The following is a 25,181-nucleotide window of genomic DNA, read 5'->3' on the forward strand; positions in this document are numbered from 1 at the left end:
AATTATAATTAATAATATCTTATTTTTTAATCTTTAGTATAATTTAGTTAAATAGCTAAAAAGGAGAATCTTTATGTTAATTCCTAAACGTGATGAAGTCCCAGAAAATCTTAAATGGGATTTAACCAGGATATTTAAAACTGATAATGACTGGAAAGATGAATATACACTTGTCAAAAAAGAAATACCAGTTTTAAGCACTTTAAAAGAAAATTTTACCACTTCTGGTGCATCTTTATATAATGGTATTACTCAAATTTTAACAGTTAGTCGGAGACTGGAAAAAGTCTATTCTTATGCTACTCTTGCCAGTGATGTTGATACTGGAAATGCCCACTATTTGAGTTATGTAGCTCAAGTGCAGGGACTAGCAAGCCAGTTCGAAGCCGCTACTTCTTTTATAAATCCAGCAATTTTAAGTCTTTCAGCGGAAAAGTTGAGTGCTTTAGAACGAGAAGAGCCTAAACTCAGCAACTACAAACATTTGCTTGATCAAATTACGAGACTAAGACCATATACGCTATCTGCACAAGAAGAAAAGATAATTGCAGATGCTGGTGATGCTTTATCTGCTTCCGAAAATACCTATAACGTTTTAACCAATTCAGATATGGAATACGGTTATACTCAGGATGATAACGGTGAAATGGTTCAACTTTCAGATGGCTTATACTCACTGCTTATTCAATCCCAAAATCGTGAAGTGCGTAAAAATGCTTTTGATTCCATGTATACTACTTACGGACAATTTGAAAATTCCCTGGCAGCAACGCTTTCTGGTGCTGTCAAGGAGCATAACTATAGTGCACGTGTTCATCATTATCCATCGGCTCGTGAGAATGCAATGAATGCAAATGGCGTACCATTAGTCGTTTACGATACTTTGATTGATAAAGTCGATGAACACTTAGACCTATTGCATGAATATGTAGCTTTACGCAAACAGATTTTAGGCTTAAAGGATCTGCAAATGTGGGACATGTATGTTCCACTAACTGGTAAACCAGCATTGAGCTATACTTTTGAGCAAGCTAAAGCAGAAGCTAAAAAAGCATTAGCACCCTTAGGAGAGGACTATTTAAAGCAGGTCGACTATATTTTTAACAATCGCGTAATTGACGTGGTTGAATCACAGAATAAAGCTACAGGAGCATATTCTGGCGGCTGCTATGATACAGATGCATATGAATTGCTCAATTGGGAGGACAATGTTGATTCATTATACACATTGGTTCATGAAACAGGACACTCTGTCCACAGCATGTATACTAGGCAAAATCAGCCATATGTTTATGGTGATTATCCTATCTTTGTTGCTGAAATAGCTTCTACAACTAATGAAAACATCCTGACTGAGTACTTTTTAAATCACATTTCGGATCCTAAAACACGTGCCTTTGTCCTTAATTACTACCTGGACTCTTTCAAAGGAACCTTGTTTAGGCAAACACAATTTGCTGAATTTGAACAGCAAATTCACGAAATGGATGCAAATGGTGAACCATTAACGGCTGATCGTTTAGATAATATCTATGGTAAAATTAATCAGCGCTATTACGGTGATGCAGTAGAACCTGGTGGAGAAATTGCTAAAGAATGGGCCAGAGTACCTCATTTTTATTACAATTTTTATGTTTATCAATACGCTACAGGTTTTGCTGCAGCCACTGCCTTAGCGAATAATGTCGTTCATGGTACTACCAAGCAACGAAAGGCCTACTTGAATTTTCTAAAAGCTGGTTCTAGTGATTATCCCGTTGAAATTATGAAAAAAGCCGGTGTTGATATGACGAAGCCAGATTATTTAGAAGAAGCCTTTAAAACTTTTGCCAATCGTTTAAGCGAATTTAAAAAAATTGTCCAAAATAATTATAATTAATACTTGCATCTTTTAGTTACAAATAATATAACTGGTATGTAAATAATAATTTCTCACATCAAAAGCCACTCCTATTTTTAAGAAGTAGCTTTTTTTGTTATAAAAATATTAATGATAGTCAAAAATCAGTCTAATGAGTTCCAAAATTGCCTTGCTAATTCTTGGTATAAACGACAGCCATCTAAATAAGCATTAACTTCTATATACTCATTTGACTCATGATCAGTAGTACCGGCTCCCGGTCCCAGAATAATAATAGGAAATTTCCCAGCTTGAATATATTCTGATGCATCTGTAGCAGCAGTTCCTGCAACAAATTCACTAGGCCTGCCAATTTCTTGCTCGACAACTTTTTGAGCCATTTTAGCTAATTTTGTCTGAGATTGGTCAGGTAAAGGCACCTCAGGAAAACTATATCTTATTTTTAGCCGAGCGCCATTTTTATTTAAATCAGCAACTATTTGTTCAAGTTCAGTATAAATTTGCTCATTGGGATATACTGGTGTCGTTCTGATATTTCCGGAAAGCCAAGCACTGTCGGGAACAGAATTAATTTGACTTCCACCCTGAATTTGGCTAACCACATGAGTAAAAGAGCCTAAAACCGGATCCTTTTTTTGATGACTGTCCATTAATTGTTGCGCTGATTGTGCAAACTCAATCAGTGGCATTATAGCATTCTGACCTTTTTCTGGGGTCGAAGAATGAACGCAAATACCTTTAGAATAAACATAATAGTCAATAACACCTTTATGTGTCACACGTACGTCAAAGTTAGAAGGTTCACCAATAACAAGTCCATCCAGGTCAGAAGCATAGCCTTCTTTAGTCAACTGAGCCGCTCCATATTCACCGGTTTCTTCGCCTACAGAAGCTAAGAGTCTAATACGACCAGGCATTTCTTTCTCACTATCTAGTAAATCAAGCATTGCAACAATCATTGCCGCCAGACCGGATTTCATATCGCTCGCACCACGCCCAAATATTTTTCCGTCTTTCAAAACGGGCTTGAATGGGTCTGTATGCCAATTGGTCAAATTCCCAGCTGCAACAACATCTTCATGCCCTGAGAAGCCTAACAGTGGACCATGATCTCCAATGGTTACTACCAAATTATCTCTGCCGGAAGAATAAGAAAGTCTGTGAATTTTCACTGGATATCCGCTAAACAATGCGGTTACATAATCAGCTATCAGGCTTTCGTGATCATTTGCCGAATCTATCGCTAACAAGTCTGTTAATATTTTAATCGCTTGTGTTTCTTCCACTTACTATCTCCCACCTAAGCCTCAAGAACTTTTGCCAAAAAGTCCTGTGCGCGCGGAGTTTGTGGCTGAGCAAAAAATTGCTGTGGTGCAGCTTTTTCTTGAATATAACCGTCAGCCATAAACCATACTTCATCTGCAACATTTTTGGCGAAACCCATTTCATGAGTTACAACTACCATAGTCATCCCTTTTTGAGCTAAATCCTGCATTACTTTCAACACTTCACCCACCATTTCCGGATCAAGCGCTGAAGTTGGTTCGTCAAAGAGCATTACTTCGGGATCCATTGCCAAAGCCCGAGCAATAGCAACTCTCTGTTGTTGTCCACCTGAAAGATTGGTTGGAAATGCTTCTGCTTTATCTGCCAAACCAACCTGGTCTAACAGCTCCATTCCTTTAGCTTTAGCTTCACTGTCACTCATGCCCTTTACTTTCATAGGCGCTAATTTAATATTTTCAATAATATTCATATGGGGAAACAAATTAAACTGCTGAAAAACCATCCCCATTCTTTCACGCAGTTGATCAAGCTGATCTTCACTTAAGGCAGTTAATTCCTTATCTTCAAAAATCACTTTGCCAGAGGACGGCTGATCTAATAGGTTCAAACAACGCAAAAATGTACTTTTGCCTGCACCGGACGGTCCAATTAGACAAATAACCTGACCTTCATTTACCTGAGCATTAATATCCTTTAAAACTTTATTATTGCCAAAATTTTTCTGTAAATGTTCAACTTTAATTACAGGGTTTGCGTTAGTCATGATTCATTTTCCTTTCAAATACCTTCATTAAGCTAGATAAACCAAAAGTAATGATGAAGTATAAGATCATTGTAATTACCAATGGCATTACTCCGCGATAAGTATCGGCCTGGACTACACGTGATTGATAAATCAAATCCTTAACGCCAATTACCGAAACAATGGAACTTTCTTTAATGAGGGAAACAAATTCATTACCTAATGCCGGCCAAATATTTTTCATTGCCTGTGGCATAATAACATAACGCATAGTTGCAGTTCTTGATAAGCCTAAGGAGCGAGATGCTTCAGTCTGTCCCACACCAATCGAATTAATACCCGAACGAATTACCTCTGCCACATAAGCTGCAGAGTTAAGGGAAACGGCAATTATACCCGACAGTAAAGCTGGGATATTTACTACTACTCCCAAGCCAAAGTAAATAAACAGCAGTTGTACCATTAACGGCGTGCCACGAATAAATTCTACGTAAGCTTTCGCAATTGAACGTGCAATTTGATTGTGTCCTAAGCGCATAAATGCCAGTATTGCACCTAACAAAAAGCCAAAGAAAACTGATATAGCAGAAATAAGTAAGGTGTAACCAACTCCCGCTATAAAGAAGTCTTTATATGCCCACATCGAATTAGACGCTTTGACTTCCTTTTTTGTTTTACCGGCAGTTAAATATTTTCCAGCTTTGGGTAAATATACTTTATCAATTAAATCTTTTTGCTTAATCTCTGCTATTGATTTATTAGCAGCTTTAACTAAACTATTGGCTCCCTTATGAAAGGCAACAGAAGTAGCAGACGACTCGGTCTTGAGGCCCGCTGGAATAACCATTATTCCATCGGTGTTTTGAGCAAAAGCCTCGGCCGTTGCCTTATCAACAGAAACTGCATCAACCTTATGCGTTTTTAATCCTAAAACCAGGTCGTTATCTTTATCCATGGTCTTCAGTTTGACATTTTTGGCCTGATTTTTGATCATCGTTGCCTGCATGCTGCCAGTTTGAGCACCAATTGATTTGCCTGCAAAAGACTTATAATTATGATATTTGCCTTTATCTTCTTTTCTTATCAGTAGTTTCTGTTCACTTCTATAGTATGGCTGACTAAACGCAACGCTTTTAGCTCTCTTAGGTGTTGCGTTCATTCCTGCAATAACCATGTCAATTTTGCCAGTTTCAAGACCTACTAAAAGAGAGTCAAAGTCCATTGGCCGCACTACGAGCTTAACACCCATATCATGAGCAATTTTTTGCCCGATTTCAACATCCATACCAACTATTTTTGATTTGCCCTTAATGTTTTTGACAAATTCATAAGGAGGATAATCTGGACTAGTCCCCATGACTAGTTGCCCTTTTTTCTTGACTCTTCGTAGATAATTGTCGGTTCTTTGTTCAGTTTGTCCTTTATCAGCTGCTGCTGCGTTCTGGGGTAACAAGGTTAACATCATAACTGCTATCAACAAAGTTTCAAGCAATTTCCACGCTTTCTTCATAATTTTCCTCCATTATTTGTTTTTATTATGACAATTATAAAGATATAAAAATTAAATTACAACTATTAATTAAAAGCAATTATTTTTTAAGCAATAAAAAAAGGCTCTGCAAGTTAGTTATAACACCTAATATATGCAGAGCGCTTTTTAATATTTAAGGCTGATTATGCTTGAGAAGCACCAGTTACAGCATCAGAGTCATTTTCTTTTAATTGATTCTCAGCTGTTACAGGATATGGCTTAGCTCTTGAAGGATCAGTATTTGACTTCAAGTTATCAGCAGTGTAATTAATATGAGTAATCTTGGCGTGTTTAACATCTTCAATTGTCTTGCAACCAGTCAATTGCATATCAATTAGTAATTCTTGGTTCAGTTGTTCAATAACTGATTGCACTCCTTTTGCGCCACCAAGTGCAAGGCCGTATAAGTATGGGCGACCAACACCAACCATATCGGCACCAAGTGCCAAAGCCTTAAAGACATGTGAACCACGACGAACACCTGAGTCAAAGACAATTGGTACACGGTGGTTAACAGCTTTAGCAATTTCCGGCAACATATCAATAGTAGCAGGACCACAATCAACTTCTCGACCACCATGGTTGGTAACATAAATACCATCAGCGCCAGCACCCATAGCTAAATATGCATCCTCAGCACAAACAACGCCTTTAACAAAGACAGGTAAACCAGACATTTCCTTAATGCGTCTAACATCTTCTGGTCCGATCTTTTGGGCTGAAGAAGCATACATCTGCGCTACAGTTTGGCCTTCACCCTTTGCTCCTTGGTAACGAGTAAAGAAGTCTAGTGGAACAGGGTAGGCAAACTTAGTTCTGAGGTTAGCTTCACGAAAGCCTGAAACCAAAGCATCTACAGTAAGGAAAATTCCCTTGTAGCCAGCCTTTTTAACTGCATCAAAGACCATCTTGTTGAATCCCCAATCTTTACTGAGGTAAAGTTGGAAGAAACGTGGTGCGTTTGGAGCTGCTGCCGCAATCTCTTCTACACTCTTATTAGCATAAGTACTTGATGCAAACAAGGCTCCAGCAGCAGCTGCACCCTTTTGGGTAGCAATTTCCGCATCTTTATGAGCAATACCATGGCAGGCAATAGGTGAAATCATCACAGGTGTCTTTAATTTCATGCCCATAAATTCAGTATCCAATTGCGGACTATCCATATTTGTAAGAGCACGAGGCACAATCTGAAAGTGATTGAAGGCCGTAGTGTTATTACGCCAAGTCCACTCATTTTCTGATCCCGAAGCAATATAGTAGTATGCACCTTCTGGCATAACTTTCTTTGCACGTTCCTCAAGTTCATCGAGGTTAATCATCTTTAAAGCTTCTTCACGATCACTTTGGGGAAAACCGTTATAATATGATGTCATTTTTAAGACTCCTTCTTTAAATTAAAACTTCCACTTTCTATTATACATGTAAATGCTTACAAAAGTTAGTGAAATTTAAAAATAAATGTTTAAATAACGGGTTTCCTACTGTTTGTTTTTTCACAAAGTCTAGTAAAAATAGTAACGCATGTTATTTTAAGCTGGTAAATTTTACAAACTACGCTTAATAATATGAGTGAAGTATGTAACAAGATAGATCGTAACTTCAATGACAGCAATAAAAAAAGTTACTGGTAGGTTCGTAATATAGCCTAAGTATAAGCCAAACCAGACGCCAACTAATGCAAAAAAGACAGACCAAGCTATCATTGCCGGAATCGTTTTTCCCAGATAATTCGCAGTGGCCGGTGGTAATGTCAACAAAATAAAAACTAAAAGTGACCCTACTATTTGAGCACCAATTGATACCGACATTGCCAGAGCAATTAAAAAAATAACACTGACTACACCAGTTTTTACTCCATGAGCAAGAGCACCAATATGATCAAATGAATCAAAATTTAATGAGCGCTGGATGATAAAAATCATTAACAGCACAAATACAGATAAAGCTGTTAGCTGGATGACACCCTGATGGTCAACGCCGATAATACTGCCAAAAAGAATATTCGTAGCATAATTGCTATTGGCTCCAGAAATGGCAAGGAAAAGTACCCCCAAACCCGTAAACAGAGCTGAAATAGCACTAATTGGGGATTCTTTTTGCTCACTATGAAGTGACAATTCGCCAACACTAATTGAGCCAAGAAGGGTAAACAAAAGCATCCCCCATAAAGGATTAATTCCGAGCCAGACTGCAAATGCAGCACCAGCAAAACCAATTTCAGAAAGCGTATGTGCTAAAAAACTAAAGTTGCGTGCGACTACATAAACACCGACAGTGCCACAAGTTATCGCAATAAAGGTACTCGCCAAAAATGCGTTGCGCATAAAACCATATGCAAACATTATTCATATGCCTCCTTAAATTGGGACATTTCACCATGTTCAATTTGACCATGATTTAAATATAAATAGTTTTGCATATACTTGTGAGCTAATGATATATCATGAGTTACAAACAAAACTGTTATTTTATGCTTTTCATTCAAATGTCTGATCAGCTTCATCAGCTCATCTTTAGCCATAGGGTCAAGACTTGCCGTGGCTTCATCTAAAATAATCATATTAGGATTATCAAGCAAGGCTTGTGCTAAATAGGCTCTTTGTTTTTGCCCGCCTGAAGCTTCCCCCATACGAGTATTTTTAATTTGATATAAATTTGTTTCCTCTAACTGCTTTTTTATTGCTTCCTTAGTTCGGCCGTTTTTAATAATCGGTGCATTCAAACTCACAAAAGCCTCAATCGATAATGGATATTCAGCATCTATATTGCGAAACTGAGGTACATAACCCAGACGAACATCATCTGCAAATTTAAAAGATCCCGAGCTAGGAGTCAACATCTTCATTAGAATATTTATTAAAGTAGTTTTTCCCGTACCATTAGGACCTAACAGTGCAGTCAATGAACCCCTTTTTAACTTGAACTTTAAGTTCTCAAAAACATTATTTTTATCAAATCTCATTGAGAGATTATTAACTTCTAAAATATCAGACAATTTGTATTTTCCTATATTATCTATTTAAAATTGCCCACTTTGACAAATTTATTAACATCAATTGGGTAATATTTGCGACCCTTAATCTTAACGCGACCGCCATATGTCCGCACATAATTACCACGGTATAATTTATTCATACCAACTCGTTTACCTTTGCCATCGTAAATATAGGCATTGTGACTTAACGGACGCAACTTGCCTTCAACATTGCTGGCAACGACAAATTGATTAACACCTATTTGCAAATACTTTCTTTTTTTAATAGTTTGATTGCCATAAATTGTCAACTTAGTGCCGGCTTTTTTAGTTGGTAAATCAGTTGCCTCACCATTTTCATCATAAACCAATGCATTATGAATCAAGACTTTGGTAGCAACTGGTTCAGGCAGGACAGCAGGCTTTTTAGCAGGTGCAGCAGGTGTTGGTGACGTTACTGTATTATCAACAACAGGTGCATTATTAGCTGGCGTTCCTTGATCATAATAATATTTAACCAGGTCAAAGAAATCATCCATTGAATAACCCCATTTGGCAAAGTAACCATCCGGATCAGTATGGTCAGTACCACCCAAAAATGTAGATACGGCATGGTGAGACCAAATTGTCCCTTTACCATCATGAACAGCGTTGTCAGGTTCTAAATTATATTGGTGTAAAATTTGCGCAACATAAACAGCATCATTATTCACGCCTTTGGCAAAATCAGCCAGATTGTTTTCTTCACATAGTTCTACCTGAACAAAACGGTTGTTAGCAACAGGACCTGCACCCCATACACCGTAATCTGGACTTGTCATTTGAATGACACCAGTTTTATCCACAAAAGCATGAACATAAGAATAAATATTCATCCATTCGCGGTTAAAATAAATACATTCATTACGTGCAGTAGCATTTGGTGTAGCTGTTTCATGAATAACAACACCTTCAGGCTTACCGTTGCGATAATTAATTGGATTAGCAGCAGAAAAATCGTTGTATTTGATACCTTCTTGCGCTAATACCTGCTCTGCATAAGTTACACCGCTGAAACTATTTTGTTTAGCAGTATCATTAATTGTACTACTTGCCTGTACTATCGTTGTCTCTGGAGCAGCTACAGTTGCAATGCTTGCTCCTAAAGCTAAAACGGCAATTAATTTTTTCATTTTCAACGCCTCATAATAATTACTTTCGGACTACTTCAGCCAAATCCTGATAACTATCATTCATCCAATCAAGATAATTGGTATTATCCGGGATAGTTTCCCTTACTTTTAAGATACGGATGTTTTGCTTTTTAGCCAACTTTAGAAAAGTGTCAACTGTAGAACTTGAAGTTTGTTCATTGATCACAAAAAATGCAATTTTCCGCTTCTTAATGCCTTCTGTCATTTTCTGAACAGCTGATGGACTCGGATCTGTATTATTTTGGATTGCTTTCTCAAAGTCTTTATTTGCGACTTTAATGTTGACAGAACTTAACGCATAGTCAAAAACTGGCTCACTGACATAAACGGGCTTTTCAACGTGGTGACTTAATTTAGCAGAAGTCCTTTTAATACGGGCAATTTCAGCTAAATACCTTTTCCCGTTTTTTCTATAATAACGAGCATGCTTTGGATCTTTTTTACACAAGCTCTTAACTAAGTAATTAACATACTTGGTGGGCATAGTCAAATCAAACCAAATATGCGGATTATCACCTTTTTTTAAACCCATCAAGTCTTCACCAATGCGAACCGGCTTTTTGTCAACTGAAGAAGCCAATTTATCCATCCAGCTGTCGTAACCTAGGCCATTTTCTATTACTATGTCTGCGTTAGATAGAGCCTTGGCATCGTTAGTAGTAGGTTGAAAATCGTGAGGGTCAATTACAGATTTTTTAATAATTGCTTCTGCTTTGCCATATTTGCCAACTATATTTTGAGCAATGTCAGAATAGACATTCGTCGTCGTCATAATTGATATCTTACTGCTTTTGTGTGACTTTTGTGAACATGCACCTAATGTTAAAAGAACTATGCCTAATAAGGTAACTGCAGCAAATAATTTTCTAAATTTAACAAATTTCAATATTGTTGTCATTCCTTTTCGTTTTTAAGTGTAGTTTTTAAGTAATAAGGCAACTTTTTAATTGCAGTACAAAATAAAAGTTACTTACAATTAATAACCATTATACACTAATTAGGGATTGCTTTAAAAGCAACGCCTTATTATAGTTTTGTTACAGTTTAATTGCTTTAAAAAATAAATTTAGCGTAATCTAAAAAGCACACGATTCATTCGTGTGCTTTTAGAGTAAGTAAACAAACAACTATTAAAAATATAAATTACAACCCAATTAAGTGGGCAAAAACTGGAACTAACAGATTATCTACTAAAGCTGTGGCCACAACTGCCACTGCAGCAGTAGCTCCTTGCACAGAACCCAATTCCAATGCAAAAGCTGAGCCAATAGTATGTCCTGCAGAACCTAAACCCAAGCCAGTTCCTAATGGGTCACTATTCAAGTTAAACCACTTAACTAATTGCTTACCTAAGGCATAAATTACTACAGCATTGAGTATGCATGCCATAGCAGTAACTGAAGCATTGCCCCCGATAGCTTTTGTTATTGGCATTGCCACTGCAGTAGTAGCAGACTGACTTAGCATTGACTTTATTCCAACAGTATTTAAACCAACTGCTTTAGCAACAAATGTTATTAAGGCCATTGAAATTAGCGTACCGAAAACCAACCCTAAAAGAATTACCAGCCAGTTTTTCTTTACAACATCATTACGCTTATACAATGGTACTGCGAAAGCAATTGTAGCTGGGGTGATGAACCAGAAAATAATGTCGCCACCTGGTTTATAAGCTTTAGCATAAACAGTAGCTGTTGAAACGTCAAAGCACTTAGCAAGGATAATTAGGATTGCTATTCCCAAAACCATTGCTACAAAGAGTGGTTGAAAAAGGAAAAAACCTTTTGATTTTTTGAACAGCCATTGTCCAGTTAAAAATACAATTAATGACAAGAAAACTCCAAATAATGGATTAGTAATATATTGCATTATTTAACATCCCCTACTTTTTTGTGATTAATAACAGTTAGTTGATTATTAGTTACTTTTCCTATAACCCAACTAAAGAATTTAGTTGTATAAGCAGTTACAACTAACAAAATGATTGTAGAAGCAATTACTACTATAATTAGTTGTATTCCCTGCTCTTTCATAATCTTTAAATTTGCAGCTAATGAGATTCCAGATGGAACAAACATAAAACTAATTAGTGAGATTAATGCACTGCCAAAAGAATCTACCCATTCAACTTTAATTACATGGACGGTTAATAAAAAATATAGCAAAACTAACCCTATTACTGGAGTCGGTACGGGAAAAGACTTTGGCATCAAATCAGAAATTACTTGTGCCACAAACAAAATTGCAGCATAAATAAACATTTGTACTAAAATTGGAGCTGATTTTGTTTTTTCTTTTTTCATAAGATCGATTTCCTTTCTCATTTTCAGCTTTCTTGCTTTCAAGTAATAAGATAATAGAAAATACGATTTTTGTAAGCGATTAACTCGTGAATTGCAAAAAATGACCTGTGAACTGCACTAAAGCAAATTCACAAGTCAAAACAAATTAGAACACTATTTACAAACCTAATTTTTGATTTAATTCTTTGCGGTAGGATCGACCTACCTGAACTCTGGAATCATTATTCATAATCAACATCAATGTATGATTAAACCAGGGCTGAACCTCCTTGATATCTTCAATATTTACAATTGCATTTCTATGTACTTGTAGAAAACATGGATCCGTTAATCGTTCCTTTAGCCAAGCTAAGGTCTTGCGTGTTTCATATTTTTGCTTGTTCGTTTCAATCGTTAGTACACCATTATTAACCGTTGCAGCTATTACTTCCAGTTTCTTAATAACAACATTGCGATCCTCAAGCTCAATACTAAGAACGTCACTTTCCGCTTTTTGAGCCTGCACAGAATTGTTATTTTGACTGTTTAAAACTTTCACAGCCTTTTGCAGTGCCTGATCAACCCTCTCTTGTTCGAATGGTTTCAGAACATAGTCAAGTGCACCAACATCAAAAGCCTTCACAGCATAGTTATCGTACGCTGTAGCAAATACAATCATCGGTGAATAACTCAGTTGTTTCAATTCATCGGCCAACTCAAAGCCATTTTCTTCATTAAGTGAAATATCTAAGAATAGCAAATCAATTTTATACTTAAGCAAAGTTCCCTGTGCTTCTTTAATATCTTCTGCTTCATAGAGTTTAATATTTTGTTTATTTAAAACTGAACTTTTTTTGATCAAATAAGATAATTCAGTGCGGGCTAATGGTTCATCATCAACTACTAAAATTCTCATTTTTAGCTCCCTCTTAACCTTCAAAATCATTTTTTTCAGCTTGTTTTAGTGGTATCTCGGTTTGAAAAGTCGTTCCACTCTCACCAGTTTTGATATGCAATTGACTATTAGTGCCATATAGGCCTATCAGCCGTTTATTTAAATTATAAAGTGCTGTACCGCTGCCGCCAGATTCACTTATTGGTTCTTGACCCAGCCTTTTTAAAATTTCCGGTTTAATACCTACACCATTATCACTAACTAAAATCTGTAAGTAATCATTTTTTTGACTTAAATTAATGACAATTTTGTTACCAGTTTTTCTACCTTTAAAAGCATGCTTAATAGCATTTTCCACAAAAATTTGTAAACAAAATGATGGCAGCAACGTACTATCAGGCACACTAATTTGATAATTAATTGTAAATTTATGTGGAAAACGCAGCTCTTCAATTCCGGTATAAGCACTAACATATCTTTTTTCCTGATCAAGGGTAATTTCTTTTGCCTGACCATTTTTCAAGCTTAATCTAAAAAAGGTACTAAGCTGCATTAATGCTCTGTGAGCCTCGCTAACGTTAACCCTCATTAAGGCTCCAATTGTATTAATTGCATTAAAGAAAAAATGCGGATTAATTTGCACTTGTAATGCTCGTATTTCTGCTTCATTTACCAAACTGGTCTGCTGTTCTGCAATACCAATAGCCAGTTGTCCAGAAAAAATCATAGCCAAACCGCGAACCAGATTTTCTTCGACCACAGTCATTTCTTGTTCAGCACAAAAGTACAGTTTTAGTGCTCCAATCGTTTTTTTATTTACTTGCAGTGGACAAACGATAGCGGATGTTAATGGACAATTCGGATGAGGACAACCAATTTCTTCTTTTGAATGTGCCAGTTTTTCATGTCCCGAAGCAATAACCGTTTTTGATAAATCAGTTATTACGGGCTCACCAGCAATGTGGTGATCTTGTCCCGCGCCAACATGAGCCAGTACATTAACACGATCAGTTAAGCCTACGGCATCAAAATTAGTGTATTTTTTGATAATTTTACAGACATGCTCTGCAGAATCAAAGTCGAGACCATGACGAAAATAAGGCAATGTTTTATTAGCCAATTCCAAAACATCTTTAGTTTGCACAGCCCGTAGTTGACGCTCATTTGATAAATAGGTTTTCAAAATTTCTATGAACAAGCAAGAGCCAATTGTGTTTAATAATATCATGGGTACAAAAATTAATTTGATCAAGCCGAAACCATGGAATGCAAAAATAAAGGCCATCTGAATTAGTTCTGCTAAAAAAGATAAAACTGCTACCCAAAAAGTAGAAGGATACAAGTTATTTTTCTTAACCTTATCACCTAAAACGCCAATTAAATATCCGATTAGAACAGAACTGACAATATAAAAATAATCCGAAAAGCCACCAAAAATCACACGGTGTAAACCACCCACTAAACCAACTAGAAGTCCTACATAGGGTCCAGCAGTCAGACTGGCGGTAGTGATAACCAACATCCTGGTATTTGCTATTGAGTCAGACTGGGGTAATTCTGTCAGAATAAGTGGGGTAACTATTTCTTTTGAACTCGAAATTTCTACACCAGTGAGATTGGCAATGACAACGAAGAGTGAAAAAATGATAAATAACCAGATTTGCGATTTTAAGGTTCTTTTTTCAATTAAATCCCTAAAAAAGCGCATGTTAACAAGGAGAAACGCCAGAATCATAATAATACCCAGGCGTTCTGATAATAATATGAATAGACTGAACACGTTTTTCTCCAATCCGTAAACTAAGCTGGAATTAACCTTTTATATCATATAAGTATGACAATTTTTTCAGTTTACGCAATAGAAATCGTATTCAACTGCTCAAAATAATACTTGAAATGGTGAAATCTATGCCTTAAATTCACTTAGGTTTTAAGACTTATTGCTTATGAAATTTATTAAACAGATAAAAGGCAATCATCTAACTGATAATTTGCTTTTATTTATTTGCTGTCAAGTGATACCATTAATAATATATTAATTGCTAAAACAGTGGAACTCAACTAATGCCATTGGCGGTCACGAAGAAGACGGAGGTCTTTTCTACAACGTGTCGAAGCTTAAAGGACATCAAGTATTAACTGAGACTAATGTTATGCATGGTAGCAAAATACACAATTGTGCTCACTGGTACCGTTCCAAGAAATTGGCCCGGAAATGGTCATTACATGAATATAAAGGATTTTTACACTAACGTTTTTATATCGTCAATATTTTTTAATTATACATCTGTAATACAATAGAAGAACCTATATAATTAAAGGTATTCAGCTTATAAGCATTTATTTACAAGCAAAAACTGCACTGAACTTTTTAAACAGATCAGTGCAGTTTTTGTATAATTCAATTAAATTTTGTTATTTATCTTCTTGTTGGTCAACCGGCTTTTTCCACAGTCCTAAAATGACACCAGCAACAATCGAGCCAATAATAGTAGCAACGAAGTAAAGCAAAATGTGGTTAGCAAGTGGAGATACCCAGAGACCACCGTGAGGTGCGGGAACGCCAATACGCCATAATCCGACTAGAGCGCCACCGACAGCAGAACCAATGATACATGAAGGAATAACGTGACCAGCATCTGCCGCAGCAAATGGGATAGCACCTTCAGTAATGAAGGAAAAGCCTAAAATCCAGTTGGTTACACCAGCGCGACGTTCATCCACAGTATATTTATTCTTAAAGAAAGTCGTACCAATTGCAGTCGCAAATGGTGGTACCATGCCCCCAACCATTACAGCAGCCATCATTACAGCAGCAACAGTTGAATGAGGATCATTGGCAAAAGCACCTGAAGCAAAGACGTAAGCAGCTTTGTTGAAAGGTCCGCCCATATCAATTGACATCATGGCAGCTAAAATAGTTGTCAAAACTACCAGGTTGCCCGTACCCATTTGGTTTAAGAAATTAGTAATTGCAAAGTTAACGGCACTAAAGATTGGATTAACAATGTAGTACATAATAAGGGCTATGAAGAGCAAACTCAAAATTGGGTAAATGAGCATTGGCTTCATCCCTTCAAGAGACTTCGGCAACTTGGCAAATAATTTTTTCAAGCCGACTACCAAGTATCCGGCAATAAATCCAGAAGCCAGACCACCTAAGAAACCGGCAGGTGATTTAGCATTAGTTACAACATTGGCAACATAAGCACCACCATATGCACCACTATAAACGGTGGCCATAAAACCACCGACAAAGCCGGGCATTAAAGCAGGCAAGTCACCGATTGATTCAGCGATGTAACCTGACAAAATCGGCACCATGAATGCAAATGCCATGTTACCGGCATTGTTTAAGAAAATGAAAGCAGGAGATTTTGGACCACCAGCATAGTTTTCCACAATAAAGGAGATTGCCATTAAAATACCGCCACCGATAACAAATGGCAACATGTGGGAAACACCGTTCATTAAGTTTTTGTAGATTGAACCCCAAACGCCTTCTTTAGAGTTGTCACTTTCTTCATTACTCTTTTCACCATTAGAATGGTAAACGCTGGCTTTTGAATCTAAAATGTTATCGATCAATTCGTCAGGTTTGTTGATGCCGTCAACAACTGGGCGAGAGATTAACGGTTTGCCTTCAAAGCGGGGCATATCAACTTTCTTGTCCGATGCAATGACAACACCTTGAGCACGGCTAATTTCAGCAGCTGTTAATTTATCTTTGACACCTTCTGAACCGTTGGTTTCAATGCGAACATCAACACCGCGCTTTTTACCTGCCTTGATCAAAGCCTCTTGAGCCATATAAGTGTGGGCGATACCGTTAATACAAGCAGTGACACCAACAATTAAAGGCTTTTCTTCCTTATTAGATTCATTTGTACTTGCAGCCTGTTCTTTCTCGGCTTTCTTATCTTGATCCTTTTGTTTTTCAGCATCTTCAAAAAGCTGTATTACCTCTTCAGGTGTTTGCGCTTTTTTAAGAGCATTAACCAGATCGGGATCAATTAATAAACCAGATAACTTAGCTAGAGCTTCAAGGTGAGTGTTATCAGCACCATCAGGTGCAGTAATCATAAAGAATAAATGAACTGGTTGACCATCAAGTGAATTGTAGTCAATTCCCTTTTCGCTTTTAGCAAAAAGCACACGCGCCTTGTTGATCGTCTTATTACGGGCATGAGGCATTGCAATTCCATCACCAATGCCTGTGGTAGATTCATTTTCGCGAGCCCAAATTGACTTGATGAATTCATCTTCGTCATTGACGATGCCGGTTTTGACTTCCAAGTCTGCCATTTCCTTAACGGCATCTTCCTTATTAGTCGCTTTAAGCGACATAATCATGGATTCAGGAGCCAAAATATCTTTAATTTTCATTTTAAATTCTCCTCAAATTACGAAATTTCTTCAACATTAATTTGCGGCAAAACCGCATCAATCTGACTTTTAACAGCTATATCTTTAGTAAAAGCTGTGGCAGCACCACAAGCCATACCAATACGAAAACTTTCGGCTGGATCTTTTGTTTTAACATAAGTGCCGACAAAGCCAGCTATCATTGAATCTCCAGCACCAACCGAATTAACAGCAGTTCCAACAGCTGCTTTGGCATGATAAAAATGTTTAGGCGTAATCAAGTAGCCACCTTTACCAGCCATGGAGACCATAACATTTTGTGCACCCATGTCAAGCAATTTGCGCGCACACTCAAGCATCTCCTGATCTGACTCAAATGTAGTTTTGAATAAATCAGCTAGTTCGTGATGATTTGGCTTAATCACAAGTGGCTTATAACTCAAAGTATCAAGCAAAGCCTGGCCGGTGGTATCAATTACAAATTCTGCCCCTGCTTCTTTAATAATAGGTAGAAGTTCCTTATAAAAATCAACCGGCAAGCTTGGTGCTAAAGAACCACTCAAAACCACAATGTCACCTTTTTGCAAATCGCTAAGATGTGCTTTAAAAGCAGTTATTTCCTGATCTGTAACATTGGGACCAGCAGCATTAATCTCTGATTCTTCTTCTGCATGCACCTTAACATTAACGCGGGTCACGTCAGAAATGGTGACAAAATCATTAACAATGCGGCGCTGATTTAGCTGACGCACTAATTCTTTACCCGTAAAGCCACCAACAAAACCCCAAGCGGTGTTATCAATATCTAACTGGTTAAGAATTTGGGAAACGTTAATTCCCTTGCCACCTGCCAGAAACGTGCAGTTATCTGCGCGATTAACTTCACCACGGTTAACCTGTTCCAATTGGATCACATAATCCAAAGCTGGGTTAACTGTAACCGTATAAATCATTAGCATATCTCCTTCAGGTTAATTTTTGCGGGCAGTAAATTTTTGTCCTTTGTAGTTAAAGAAGTGGTTATTATTGTTACATCTTTTACTTTCGCAAAGGTAGCAAAACTACGCTCACCAATTTTAGAAGTATCGGTCAAAATGTATGCATGATTTCCCCGAGAAATTTCTATTTTTTTAATTGCCGCTTCTTCAGTATCGGGAGTTGTCAAATTGCCTTGGCAATCAAGTCCATTAGTGCCGATGAAACTGGCAGAAAAATTCATTTCTTGCAATTGCTGCAAAGCAGTCTGTCCGACTACTGCATGGGTATCTTCCTTTATTCGACCACCTAAAAGTATGGTCTTAATTCTGTTATTAAGAGCACAAAGTGCAGTCTCTAAACCATTAGTCACAATCGTTACTCCTGGAATCATCGCAATAAAAGGAACCATTTCATATGTTGTAGTACCCGCGTCAATAAAAATGTAATCATCTTTATGTACATAGTTTTTAACAGCATATTGAGCAATCAGCTTTTTAGCATCGTGATTCATTGAAAAACGAATATGTTGGGACACATCATGAGTAAAATTTTTGACTGATTGCGCACCACCATGTACTCGTTTAATCAGACCTTTTTCTTCCATCTGGTTAAGATCACGTCTAATCGTTGACTCAGACGTTGAGGTCATTGAACAAAGGTCACTTACCCGACACAAACCATGCTGGTTAACGTAATCTTCAATTACTTTTTGTCTTTCCGGTGTTAGCATACATTTCACCCCAGACAGTATTTTATTCGCTTTAAAAATTAAAAGCAATCATTTTCAATCATAATTCATCATTTTCTTGCAAAAGCGTTCATTTTTGGCTAAAAATAATGGTTGTCTATGATAAACCTTGATGGCTTCAATGGTAATTTGCCACAGAGGACATAAATAACAGCTAATGTGTTTACTTAAAATTTTTGCTCTAATTAAACCCATAAAAATAGTCCAACCACGAATATGGTAAAATTAAAATATTACGTTATCAAAAGAAAGGTTATAAATTTAGTTATGAAAGACGAGCAGTCTCCAGAATCATATCCCAAGATTTCTAGCAAACACCATATGAGAATTCACTGGAAAGAATTTTTCAAAAGTTCAGATGATACCTTAGTCAAAGATATCACCTTGGTAGAAAAAGGGTCTTTAGTCGGAAGAATTGGTATAATGCTGCTGCAATGCGGTACTGGAGCCTGGCGGGTTCGTGATTCGATGAATACTATTGCACGTGCACTTAAAATCACATGTTCAACAGACATTGGCCTGGTAACTATTAGCTATACCTGCTTTGATGTTGACAACAAGTCTTACTCACAGACTCTTTCCTTACCAACTACAGAAGTAAATATGAACAAGCTCAATGAAATGGAAGAATTTGTCCGTAAATTTGAAACTGAGAATGAATATTTGACTATTGGAGCAGTTCACCACAAACTGAATCAAATTGAACGCCATACTCAAAATTATCCTTTAATCATTTCCGCTTTTAGTGCCGGTCTGGCCTGTGCCAGCTTTATTTTTCTACTTGGTGGAGGAATACCGGAAATGTTATGTACATTTTTTGGAGCCTTAATTGGAAACTATATTCGTCAACTTTTAGGAAGAAAAAAAGTCACTCTCGTTGCCAAAATTGCTGTTGGGGTAGCTGTTTCCTGCGCCGTATATTTTATCTGTTTTAGATTAGGCACAATAATTTGTGGTTGGAGCAATAATCATGCATATGGCTACATTGGTTCAATGCTTTATGTCATTCCTGGATTCCCCTTTATTACTTCTGGTCTTGATATGTCAAAACTTGATATGCGATCAGGACTGGAAAGACTGGCTTATGCAATACTAGTTGTCATGATTGCATCAATGGTAGGCTGGGGGACGGCTACCATACTCAACTTATCACCAGGTGCTATGCCTAAATTAAATCTTAATCCAACATTACTAACAGTTTTCAGAATAATTGCCAGTTTCTGTGGTGTTTTTGGATTTTCAATCATGTTTAATGCTAAAGTATCAATGGCAACAGTAGCAGCAGCCATTGGAGCCTTAGCGAACACTTTGCGACTTAGCTTAGTTGAATTTAATCACGTACCGGCCGCCTTAGCAGCGTTCACCGGAGCACTATTAGCAGGACTGATTGCCAGCTTTGTGCGTGATAAAGTTGGTTTTCCTCGGATTGCAATTACCGTTCCTGCAATTGTAATAATGGTTCCCGGTTTATACATGTATCGAGCTGTCTTTAATTTTGGTATTACTAATATTAATGTCGGAGCTTATTGGATTATGGATGCTTTAATGATTATTACTGCCCTTCCAATCGGTTTACTTACTGCTCGGATTTTAACGGACGCAAAATGGCGCCATTGCGACTAAGTTCATTCAAGGAAAATTCTTTTTACCTAACTAGATTTTTAGTTAGGTTTTTTATTTGCATCTAGCTTTATTAAGAACATATATCCATAAATGTTTAAATTTGTTCGCTTTTTATCTATTTTTGTTATTAAAATTATGCTAAACTAAGATAATGAGTTAAAAACAAGAACATTATTAAGGAGGATTATATGAGTTCAGTCGTTACACCAGAATTTACCCGTGGCCTGCCTAAAGCAGAATTGCACTTGCATATTGAAGGTACTTTAGAGCCAGAACTAAAACTAAAATTAGCTAAACGCAATCATGTCGATATAGGTCAAACGACCATTGCAGATGTCCAGAAGACGTACAATTATCATGACTTAGCATCATTTTTAGCTGTGTATTATCCAGCAATGAATGTTTTACAAACTGAAGAAGACTTTTACGACTTGGCTTGGGATTACTTAACTAAAGCTGCTGCCAACAATGTACGGCACGTTGAACTCTTTTTTGATCCCCAAGCTCATACCAGTCGCGGCATTCCCTTTGAAGTCGTTCTAAACGGACTTTATCAAGCTACGATTGATGCCAGAGCTTTAAATGTCGATGCTCATTTGATCATGTGCTTTTTACGTGATTTTTCAAAGGAATCAGCTAGAAAAACACTTCACGAAGGTCTGAAATACAAGGATAAAATTATTGGCATTGGACTTGATTCTGATGAACACAATAATCCTCCTCTAAAGTTTACCCGGCAATTTGAAGATGCAGCAGCTGCCGGACTGCATATCACCACTCACTGTGATATTGATCAAAAAGATTCAATCGAACATATCCGTCAAGCTTTAGAAATTATGGAAGTTGAACGTCTTGATCACGGTACCAATATCGTGGAAGATCCAGATTTGGTAGAATTAGCAGCCAAAAGACAGATTGGCTTAACATCTTGTCCTCTGTCTAATAGTTTGTGTCACCAGAGATGAAAGGTAAAGAAGTAATTGACCTTTTGAATGCAGGAGTCAAAGTGTCAATTAACTCAGATGATCCAGCCTATTTTAAGGGTTATATTAGTGATAATTATTATGCTTTGGCACAAAAATATGATCTTAGCAAAGATAAAATAGTGCAACTTGCTAAAAATTCTTTTGAAACTTCTTAGATAAGTCAACGACAAAAGCAATTATATCTAGATGAAATTGATCAATTTGTAAAAGCAAACTCATAACTTAAAAATACAAACAAAAAGGCCAGCTCATATTAAATGGGTTGGCTTTTTCGCTGGTATAATGTTTTATTTTATCTCTTAGAAATTATTTTTTGATTATTTTACTTCTGAGCTGCAATTGCTTTGTTTGCATTACGTCCTGAAAAGATGCAATACCCTGCATGTGTTCCTGGAATATTAACACCGTAAGTGTCACCATAAAGAACTGCAGAGCCATCGCCACCAATAGCATACAAACCTGCAATAGGTCTGCCCTTTGTATTCAAAACTTCGTTATTGGTGTTTACGCGTAGTCCGTCACCTGTAGTGTATGCACCTACACCTAATTCGATAGCATAGAATGGGCCGTCTCCATCAATTGGCAACATGTATTTGGCCGGTTTATGAAAATCAGTATCTTCACCATTTGCTGCCATTTCATTATAATGCTTGACGTATGCCACTAGGTTAGGGGTATCAATTTCTCGAGCTAATTCTTCCAGCGTTGCAGCTTTATGCAGGTATTCGCGACCTTCTTTTTCAGCTTTGGCAATATCATCACGCAAAGTTGGGTATCTGTCTTCTGGAACAAATGGCTTCATGGATCTTGGATAAGACTTGTCAGTAAAGTCATCCAAGATCTTTTGGCTAAAGATGCAGAAGACGCGGTCTTGGCGGTTCATTGAATTGCCTTCATTAGCCCAGTTGACCACAGCTGCACTTTCGTCGACAAAGCGCTCGCCCAGTTCGTTAACCCACATTTGCGGTTGATCACAAACTGAACTCCAGATAGCAGTACCCCACAATTTAAATGATGGGACTGTCTTATCTTTCAGCTGACCGCCAAACATCATTGCCATTCCAGTAAAGTACTTCTTAGCACCTAACTTCCAAGCAAGTCTCAAACCATCTCCAGTGTTTTTACCAGAGTTAACTGGAATAATATTGTCTGGATTTTGGTGAGGCGTACTTTCTAATAGTTTTTGGTCATTTAAATAACCACCGGTAGCAAGCACAACATTTTTGGCAGTAACTATTTTAGTAACTTTTTCAACCACATTGGTCAGTGTTACATCAAAGGTATGATCAGAATTTTGCTTTAAGTCAGTCACTCTAGTTAGGGTAGCTATGGTGATGCCTTTTTTCTTAGCATATGGTTCCAAGCCATTGTGAATGGCATCATGACCCTTGCCTTTAAACAAGTGCCAAGTTCTAGCTCCAGAACCTAGATTTGCTACCATTTCAATTTCAGCACCATGATCTTCGAGCCAGGAAACATTTTTGCCGGCATTGGCAATGTATTTTTGCCACATCTTACCGTCTGCTTTGTAGTGCGAATAAGTTAACTCTTCTTTGAGCAAATCATCCTTATCAAGAGTTGCATTATCCTTTTTTTGCATTTCGGAATCAGCAGCAAAAACTCCTTCAACATAATTACCAGTACCGCCTGTTGTTTTACCTTTTTCAACAAGCAAGGTCTTTAAGTTATTATCAACAGCTTCATCTGCAGCAGCAAAGCCTGCAAGTCCTGCTCCTACTATTACTACATCATATTTTTCTTGCGTCATAATTTATTCCTCTAGTAAAAAATCATGTATAAATTAGTTAATTCATACATGATTTTTTGTCATAATCTACTTACCGGCTTTGGCAGTTTCAGCCGCATCGATTCCAGCAAGTCTACCAGAAATATATGCAAAGCCTAAAGTACCACCTTCAAAATCAACGTATGCCTTACCATACATTCCTGATGCATCAGCACCAGCTACGTAAAGGTTTGGTACTGGTTCACCATTTGGAGCTAAAGCATGCATTTTTTCATCAATGGTTGCACCACCAAGAGTGCCCAAGTTACGAGCGATGAATTTCACAGCGTAAAATGGACCCTGCTCTACTGGAATCATTCTCTTAGTATCAGAGAAGAACAAATCGTCTTCGCCTTTCTTTTTAGCATTATTGTATTGCTCAACTGATTTGGCCAAATTATCTTTGTCAACACCCATCTTTTCAGCTAATTCTTCTATGGTGTCAGCAACAAAAATAACATTGGTTGAAGCCAGTTTATTCAATAATGAAGTAAAGTCGGTCTTTTCGTGTTCATGTTTGATGCTTTCTTCAGTATCAGTTGGGAAGTTAAATTCCATGTAAAACTGACGATGGTTCTTCCACTTGCCGTAATGGTCTTCAATTGCGACAGTTCCGCCTTCTTTAATCTTATCCAGCATTGCTTGGTCAAAGACAACAAATTCAGTTTGTTGTGGTTGTTCTGACAATTCTGCACCATGAACAGCGAAATCTAGTGCATGAGTTTCACTGGCATAACGTTGACCACGGTTGTTAACACGCAAGTTAGGAAAATCAGCTAAGGCATTGACAGGCATCCAGTTTGGACCAACAAGTTTAGCCATTTCACCAATATCCTTGTCACTAAAAGTTTGCCAGAAGTAATGAGTAGAACCATTAATATGGTGAGCAGTACCTGCATTCCAGGCCATGTTCAAGCCATCACCAATGTTTTGCAAAACTTGACCTTGTGTGCTGACATCGCCAAGATACTTTTTACGCATTTCAGGACTGCCACCAAAGCCACCAGTTGCAATGACTACTTTCTTAGCATTAACGTGAAGAGTTTTTTCATCGCCTTCGGCAATCAAGCCAGTAACTTTGCCTTCACTGTCTTGCAGCAGCTTTTTACCGGCAAAACCGAAGTACATCTTGCCACCGATTGACTTGAATTTTTCAATTAGTTTGGTTACCGCCTTAGTACCGCCTTCTTGATAACCATGAAGAGTAGCTGGCATGCCAATATGGTCATAACTGCCACCTGTACCAGCATCAACCAATTTCATGATTGCGCCGTTTTCATTTAACCAGTCAACCGTCTTACCTGCTTCATCAATAATGCGGCGCACAAGAATTGAGTTCATGTAGCCTTGAGAAGCATCCATGTATTCGTCATAGAGCCACTTCTTAGAGACAACCGCATTTTGATCTTTTTGTTGTTGGCTGTCACTGGCAAACATACCACCAGCAAAAGTAGTTGCACCAAGTGGGGAAATAGTTTTTTCAAACAAAGCTACACTTGCACCATGTTGACGAGCTGCTAAAGCGGCTGCCACACCAGCACCACCGGCACCAACTACTGCAACATCAACGTCAATAGTTTCTTCCTTCTTGCCAGCAGTTTGACCACCATTTTCTTTAAGGGCGTCAAAGTCAACTCCTGCCTTGTTCAGAGCCTCTTTAACGCCTTCAATAATACCGTGTGAAGTTTCAGAAGCACCAGAAACAACATCAACATCGACTGATTGCTGATCCACAATTTTTTGCGCCATTTTCTTAAATGCGTTATCAGCCAAACTGTCGGGAGTATATTTATCTAACGGTTTAACATTTACTATCTTGTCTGAGTCAACCTCGACTTCAAGGTTGATTTGACTTTCTTTGCCTTGACCAGAACCGGTATACTTTCCTGGGTTCTCGGTTATTTTTTTTGCCATATAAATGACCCCTTTC

Annotated in this window: 19 protein-coding genes and 1 pseudogene; 3 read left to right on the forward strand and 17 right to left on the reverse strand. The window is 37.5% G+C overall.

Annotated features, from left to right (window positions below; translation table 11 throughout):
- Nucleotides 1-73: 73 nt before the first annotated feature.
- Entirely contained in the window at nucleotides 74-1,879 is a 1,806-nt protein-coding gene (gene pepF, locus H3T43_RS02655) for an oligoendopeptidase F (RefSeq protein WP_198212395.1), read from the forward strand.
- Between the two features lie 125 nt (nucleotides 1,880-2,004).
- Here pepF and H3T43_RS02660 read toward each other — a convergent pair whose 3' ends face one another.
- The 15 genes from H3T43_RS02660 to H3T43_RS02730 form a co-directional block, all read right to left on the reverse strand.
- Entirely contained in the window at nucleotides 2,005-3,147 is a 1,143-nt protein-coding gene (locus H3T43_RS02660) for an ArgE/DapE family deacylase (RefSeq protein WP_198212397.1), read from the reverse strand.
- Nucleotides 3,148-3,161: 14 nt separating this feature from the next.
- Nucleotides 3,162-3,911, reverse strand: coding sequence for an amino acid ABC transporter ATP-binding protein (locus H3T43_RS02665; RefSeq protein ID WP_034978122.1), 750 nt, complete (start codon nucleotides 3,909-3,911; stop codon nucleotides 3,162-3,164).
- Nucleotides 3,904-5,400, reverse strand: a complete 1,497-nt coding sequence (locus H3T43_RS02670) for an ABC transporter substrate-binding protein/permease (protein ID WP_198212399.1) — start codon at nucleotides 5,398-5,400, stop codon at nucleotides 3,904-3,906. Before H3T43_RS02670 ends, H3T43_RS02665 begins: the two co-directional genes overlap by 8 nt.
- Nucleotides 5,401-5,564: 164 nt before the next feature.
- A complete protein-coding gene (locus H3T43_RS02675; protein WP_198212401.1) occupies nucleotides 5,565-6,794 on the reverse strand; it encodes a lactate oxidase in 1,230 nt (409 codons plus the stop codon).
- Between the two features lie 171 nt (nucleotides 6,795-6,965).
- Nucleotides 6,966-7,763: a metal ABC transporter permease gene (locus H3T43_RS02680; protein ID WP_198212403.1), complete on the reverse strand. Its 798-nt coding sequence runs from the start codon at nucleotides 7,761-7,763 to the stop codon at nucleotides 6,966-6,968.
- Nucleotides 7,763-8,383, reverse strand: coding sequence for an ATP-binding cassette domain-containing protein (locus H3T43_RS02685; protein WP_198212826.1), 621 nt, complete (start codon nucleotides 8,381-8,383; stop codon nucleotides 7,763-7,765). Before H3T43_RS02685 ends, H3T43_RS02680 begins: the two co-directional genes overlap by 1 nt.
- A 53-nt stretch (nucleotides 8,384-8,436) precedes the next feature.
- Nucleotides 8,437-9,573: an SLAP domain-containing protein gene (locus H3T43_RS02690; protein WP_198212405.1), complete on the reverse strand. Its 1,137-nt coding sequence runs from the start codon at nucleotides 9,571-9,573 to the stop codon at nucleotides 8,437-8,439.
- Nucleotides 9,574-9,586: 13 nt separating this feature from the next.
- Nucleotides 9,587-10,486 carry a metal ABC transporter solute-binding protein, Zn/Mn family gene (locus H3T43_RS02695; RefSeq protein WP_198212407.1) on the reverse strand — a complete coding sequence of 300 codons (900 nt, stop codon included), beginning with the start codon at nucleotides 10,484-10,486 and terminating at the stop codon, nucleotides 9,587-9,589.
- Nucleotides 10,487-10,731: 245 nt separating this feature from the next.
- Nucleotides 10,732-11,457: an LrgB family protein gene (locus H3T43_RS02700; protein WP_198212409.1), complete on the reverse strand. Its 726-nt coding sequence runs from the start codon at nucleotides 11,455-11,457 to the stop codon at nucleotides 10,732-10,734.
- The gene (locus H3T43_RS02705; RefSeq protein WP_223897564.1) at nucleotides 11,457-11,891 is read right to left on the reverse strand and encodes a CidA/LrgA family protein; all 435 of its coding nucleotides are present in this window, start codon (nucleotides 11,889-11,891) and stop codon (nucleotides 11,457-11,459) included. Before H3T43_RS02705 ends, H3T43_RS02700 begins: the two co-directional genes overlap by 1 nt.
- A 157-nt stretch (nucleotides 11,892-12,048) precedes the next feature.
- Nucleotides 12,049-12,786: a LytTR family transcriptional regulator DNA-binding domain-containing protein gene (locus tag H3T43_RS02710; protein ID WP_198212411.1), complete on the reverse strand. Its 738-nt coding sequence runs from the start codon at nucleotides 12,784-12,786 to the stop codon at nucleotides 12,049-12,051.
- A 13-nt stretch (nucleotides 12,787-12,799) separates the two neighbouring features.
- Nucleotides 12,800-14,500 carry a LytS/YhcK type 5TM receptor domain-containing protein gene (locus tag H3T43_RS02715; protein WP_198212828.1) on the reverse strand — a complete coding sequence of 567 codons (1,701 nt, stop codon included), beginning with the start codon at nucleotides 14,498-14,500 and terminating at the stop codon, nucleotides 12,800-12,802.
- 680 nt (nucleotides 14,501-15,180) lie between these two features.
- Complete coding sequence (locus H3T43_RS02720; protein WP_198212412.1) at nucleotides 15,181-17,151, reverse strand: fructose-specific PTS transporter subunit EIIC; 1,971 nt, start codon at nucleotides 17,149-17,151, stop codon at nucleotides 15,181-15,183.
- A gap of 17 nt (nucleotides 17,152-17,168) precedes the next feature.
- Nucleotides 17,169-18,083, reverse strand: coding sequence for a 1-phosphofructokinase (gene pfkB / locus H3T43_RS02725; RefSeq protein ID WP_034978156.1), 915 nt, complete (start codon nucleotides 18,081-18,083; stop codon nucleotides 17,169-17,171).
- Nucleotides 18,083-18,838 carry a DeoR/GlpR family DNA-binding transcription regulator gene (locus H3T43_RS02730; RefSeq protein ID WP_198212413.1) on the reverse strand — a complete coding sequence of 252 codons (756 nt, stop codon included), beginning with the start codon at nucleotides 18,836-18,838 and terminating at the stop codon, nucleotides 18,083-18,085. Before H3T43_RS02730 ends, pfkB begins: the two co-directional genes overlap by 1 nt.
- A 285-nt stretch (nucleotides 18,839-19,123) precedes the next feature.
- Between H3T43_RS02730 and H3T43_RS02735 the strand changes: the two genes are divergently transcribed.
- Nucleotides 19,124-20,479: a threonine/serine exporter ThrE family protein gene (locus H3T43_RS02735; RefSeq protein WP_198212414.1), complete on the forward strand. Its 1,356-nt coding sequence runs from the start codon at nucleotides 19,124-19,126 to the stop codon at nucleotides 20,477-20,479.
- Nucleotides 20,480-20,667: 188 nt separating this feature from the next.
- Nucleotides 20,668-21,686 (forward strand): annotated as a pseudogene (gene add / locus H3T43_RS02740) (adenosine deaminase).
- Nucleotides 21,687-21,787: 101 nt separating this feature from the next.
- On the opposite strand, the gene H3T43_RS02745 reads toward add, so the two are convergent.
- Together H3T43_RS02745 and H3T43_RS02750 are read right to left on the reverse strand one after the other, a co-directional pair.
- Nucleotides 21,788-23,233 carry an FAD-dependent oxidoreductase gene (locus tag H3T43_RS02745; RefSeq protein WP_198212415.1) on the reverse strand — a complete coding sequence of 482 codons (1,446 nt, stop codon included), beginning with the start codon at nucleotides 23,231-23,233 and terminating at the stop codon, nucleotides 21,788-21,790.
- Between the two features lie 66 nt (nucleotides 23,234-23,299).
- Nucleotides 23,300-25,165 carry an FAD-dependent oxidoreductase gene (locus tag H3T43_RS02750; protein ID WP_198212417.1) on the reverse strand — a complete coding sequence of 622 codons (1,866 nt, stop codon included), beginning with the start codon at nucleotides 25,163-25,165 and terminating at the stop codon, nucleotides 23,300-23,302.
- Nucleotides 25,166-25,181 lie beyond the last annotated feature (16 nt).

The organism is Lactobacillus sp. M0396 (assembly GCF_016101625.1).
GTDB lineage: Bacteria > Bacillota > Bacilli > Lactobacillales > Lactobacillaceae > Lactobacillus > Lactobacillus huangpiensis.

Coding starts and splice junctions, on each gene's coding strand:
- pepF (WP_198212395.1), top strand. CDS start 74: ATGTTAATTCCTAAACGTGATGAAGTCCCAGAAAATCTTAAATGGGAT.
- H3T43_RS02665 (WP_034978122.1), bottom strand. CDS start 3,911: ATGACTAACGCAAACCCTGTAATTAAAGTTGAACATTTACAGAAAAAT.
- H3T43_RS02670 (WP_198212399.1), bottom strand. CDS start 5,400: ATGAAGAAAGCGTGGAAATTGCTTGAAACTTTGTTGATAGCAGTTATG.
- H3T43_RS02675 (WP_198212401.1), bottom strand. CDS start 6,794: ATGACATCATATTATAACGGTTTTCCCCAAAGTGATCGTGAAGAAGCT.
- H3T43_RS02680 (WP_198212403.1), bottom strand. CDS start 7,763: ATGTTTGCATATGGTTTTATGCGCAACGCATTTTTGGCGAGTACCTTT.
- H3T43_RS02685 (WP_198212826.1), bottom strand. CDS start 8,383: ATGAGATTTGATAAAAATAATGTTTTTGAGAACTTAAAGTTCAAGTTA.
- H3T43_RS02695 (WP_198212407.1), bottom strand. CDS start 10,486: ATGACAACAATATTGAAATTTGTTAAATTTAGAAAATTATTTGCTGCA.
- H3T43_RS02700 (WP_198212409.1), bottom strand. CDS start 11,457: ATGCAATATATTACTAATCCATTATTTGGAGTTTTCTTGTCATTAATT.
- H3T43_RS02705 (WP_223897564.1), bottom strand. CDS start 11,891: ATGAAAAAAGAAAAAACAAAATCAGCTCCAATTTTAGTACAAATGTTT.
- H3T43_RS02710 (WP_198212411.1), bottom strand. CDS start 12,786: ATGAGAATTTTAGTAGTTGATGATGAACCATTAGCCCGCACTGAATTA.
- H3T43_RS02715 (WP_198212828.1), bottom strand. CDS start 14,500: ATGATTCTGGCGTTTCTCCTTGTTAACATGCGCTTTTTTAGGGATTTA.
- H3T43_RS02720 (WP_198212412.1), bottom strand. CDS start 17,151: ATGAAAATTAAAGATATTTTGGCTCCTGAATCCATGATTATGTCGCTT.
- pfkB (WP_034978156.1), bottom strand. CDS start 18,083: ATGATTTATACGGTTACAGTTAACCCAGCTTTGGATTATGTGATCCAA.
- H3T43_RS02730 (WP_198212413.1), bottom strand. CDS start 18,838: ATGCTAACACCGGAAAGACAAAAAGTAATTGAAGATTACGTTAACCAG.
- H3T43_RS02735 (WP_198212414.1), top strand. CDS start 19,124: ATGAAAGACGAGCAGTCTCCAGAATCATATCCCAAGATTTCTAGCAAA.
- H3T43_RS02745 (WP_198212415.1), bottom strand. CDS start 23,233: ATGACGCAAGAAAAATATGATGTAGTAATAGTAGGAGCAGGACTTGCA.
- H3T43_RS02750 (WP_198212417.1), bottom strand. CDS start 25,165: ATGGCAAAAAAAATAACCGAGAACCCAGGAAAGTATACCGGTTCTGGT.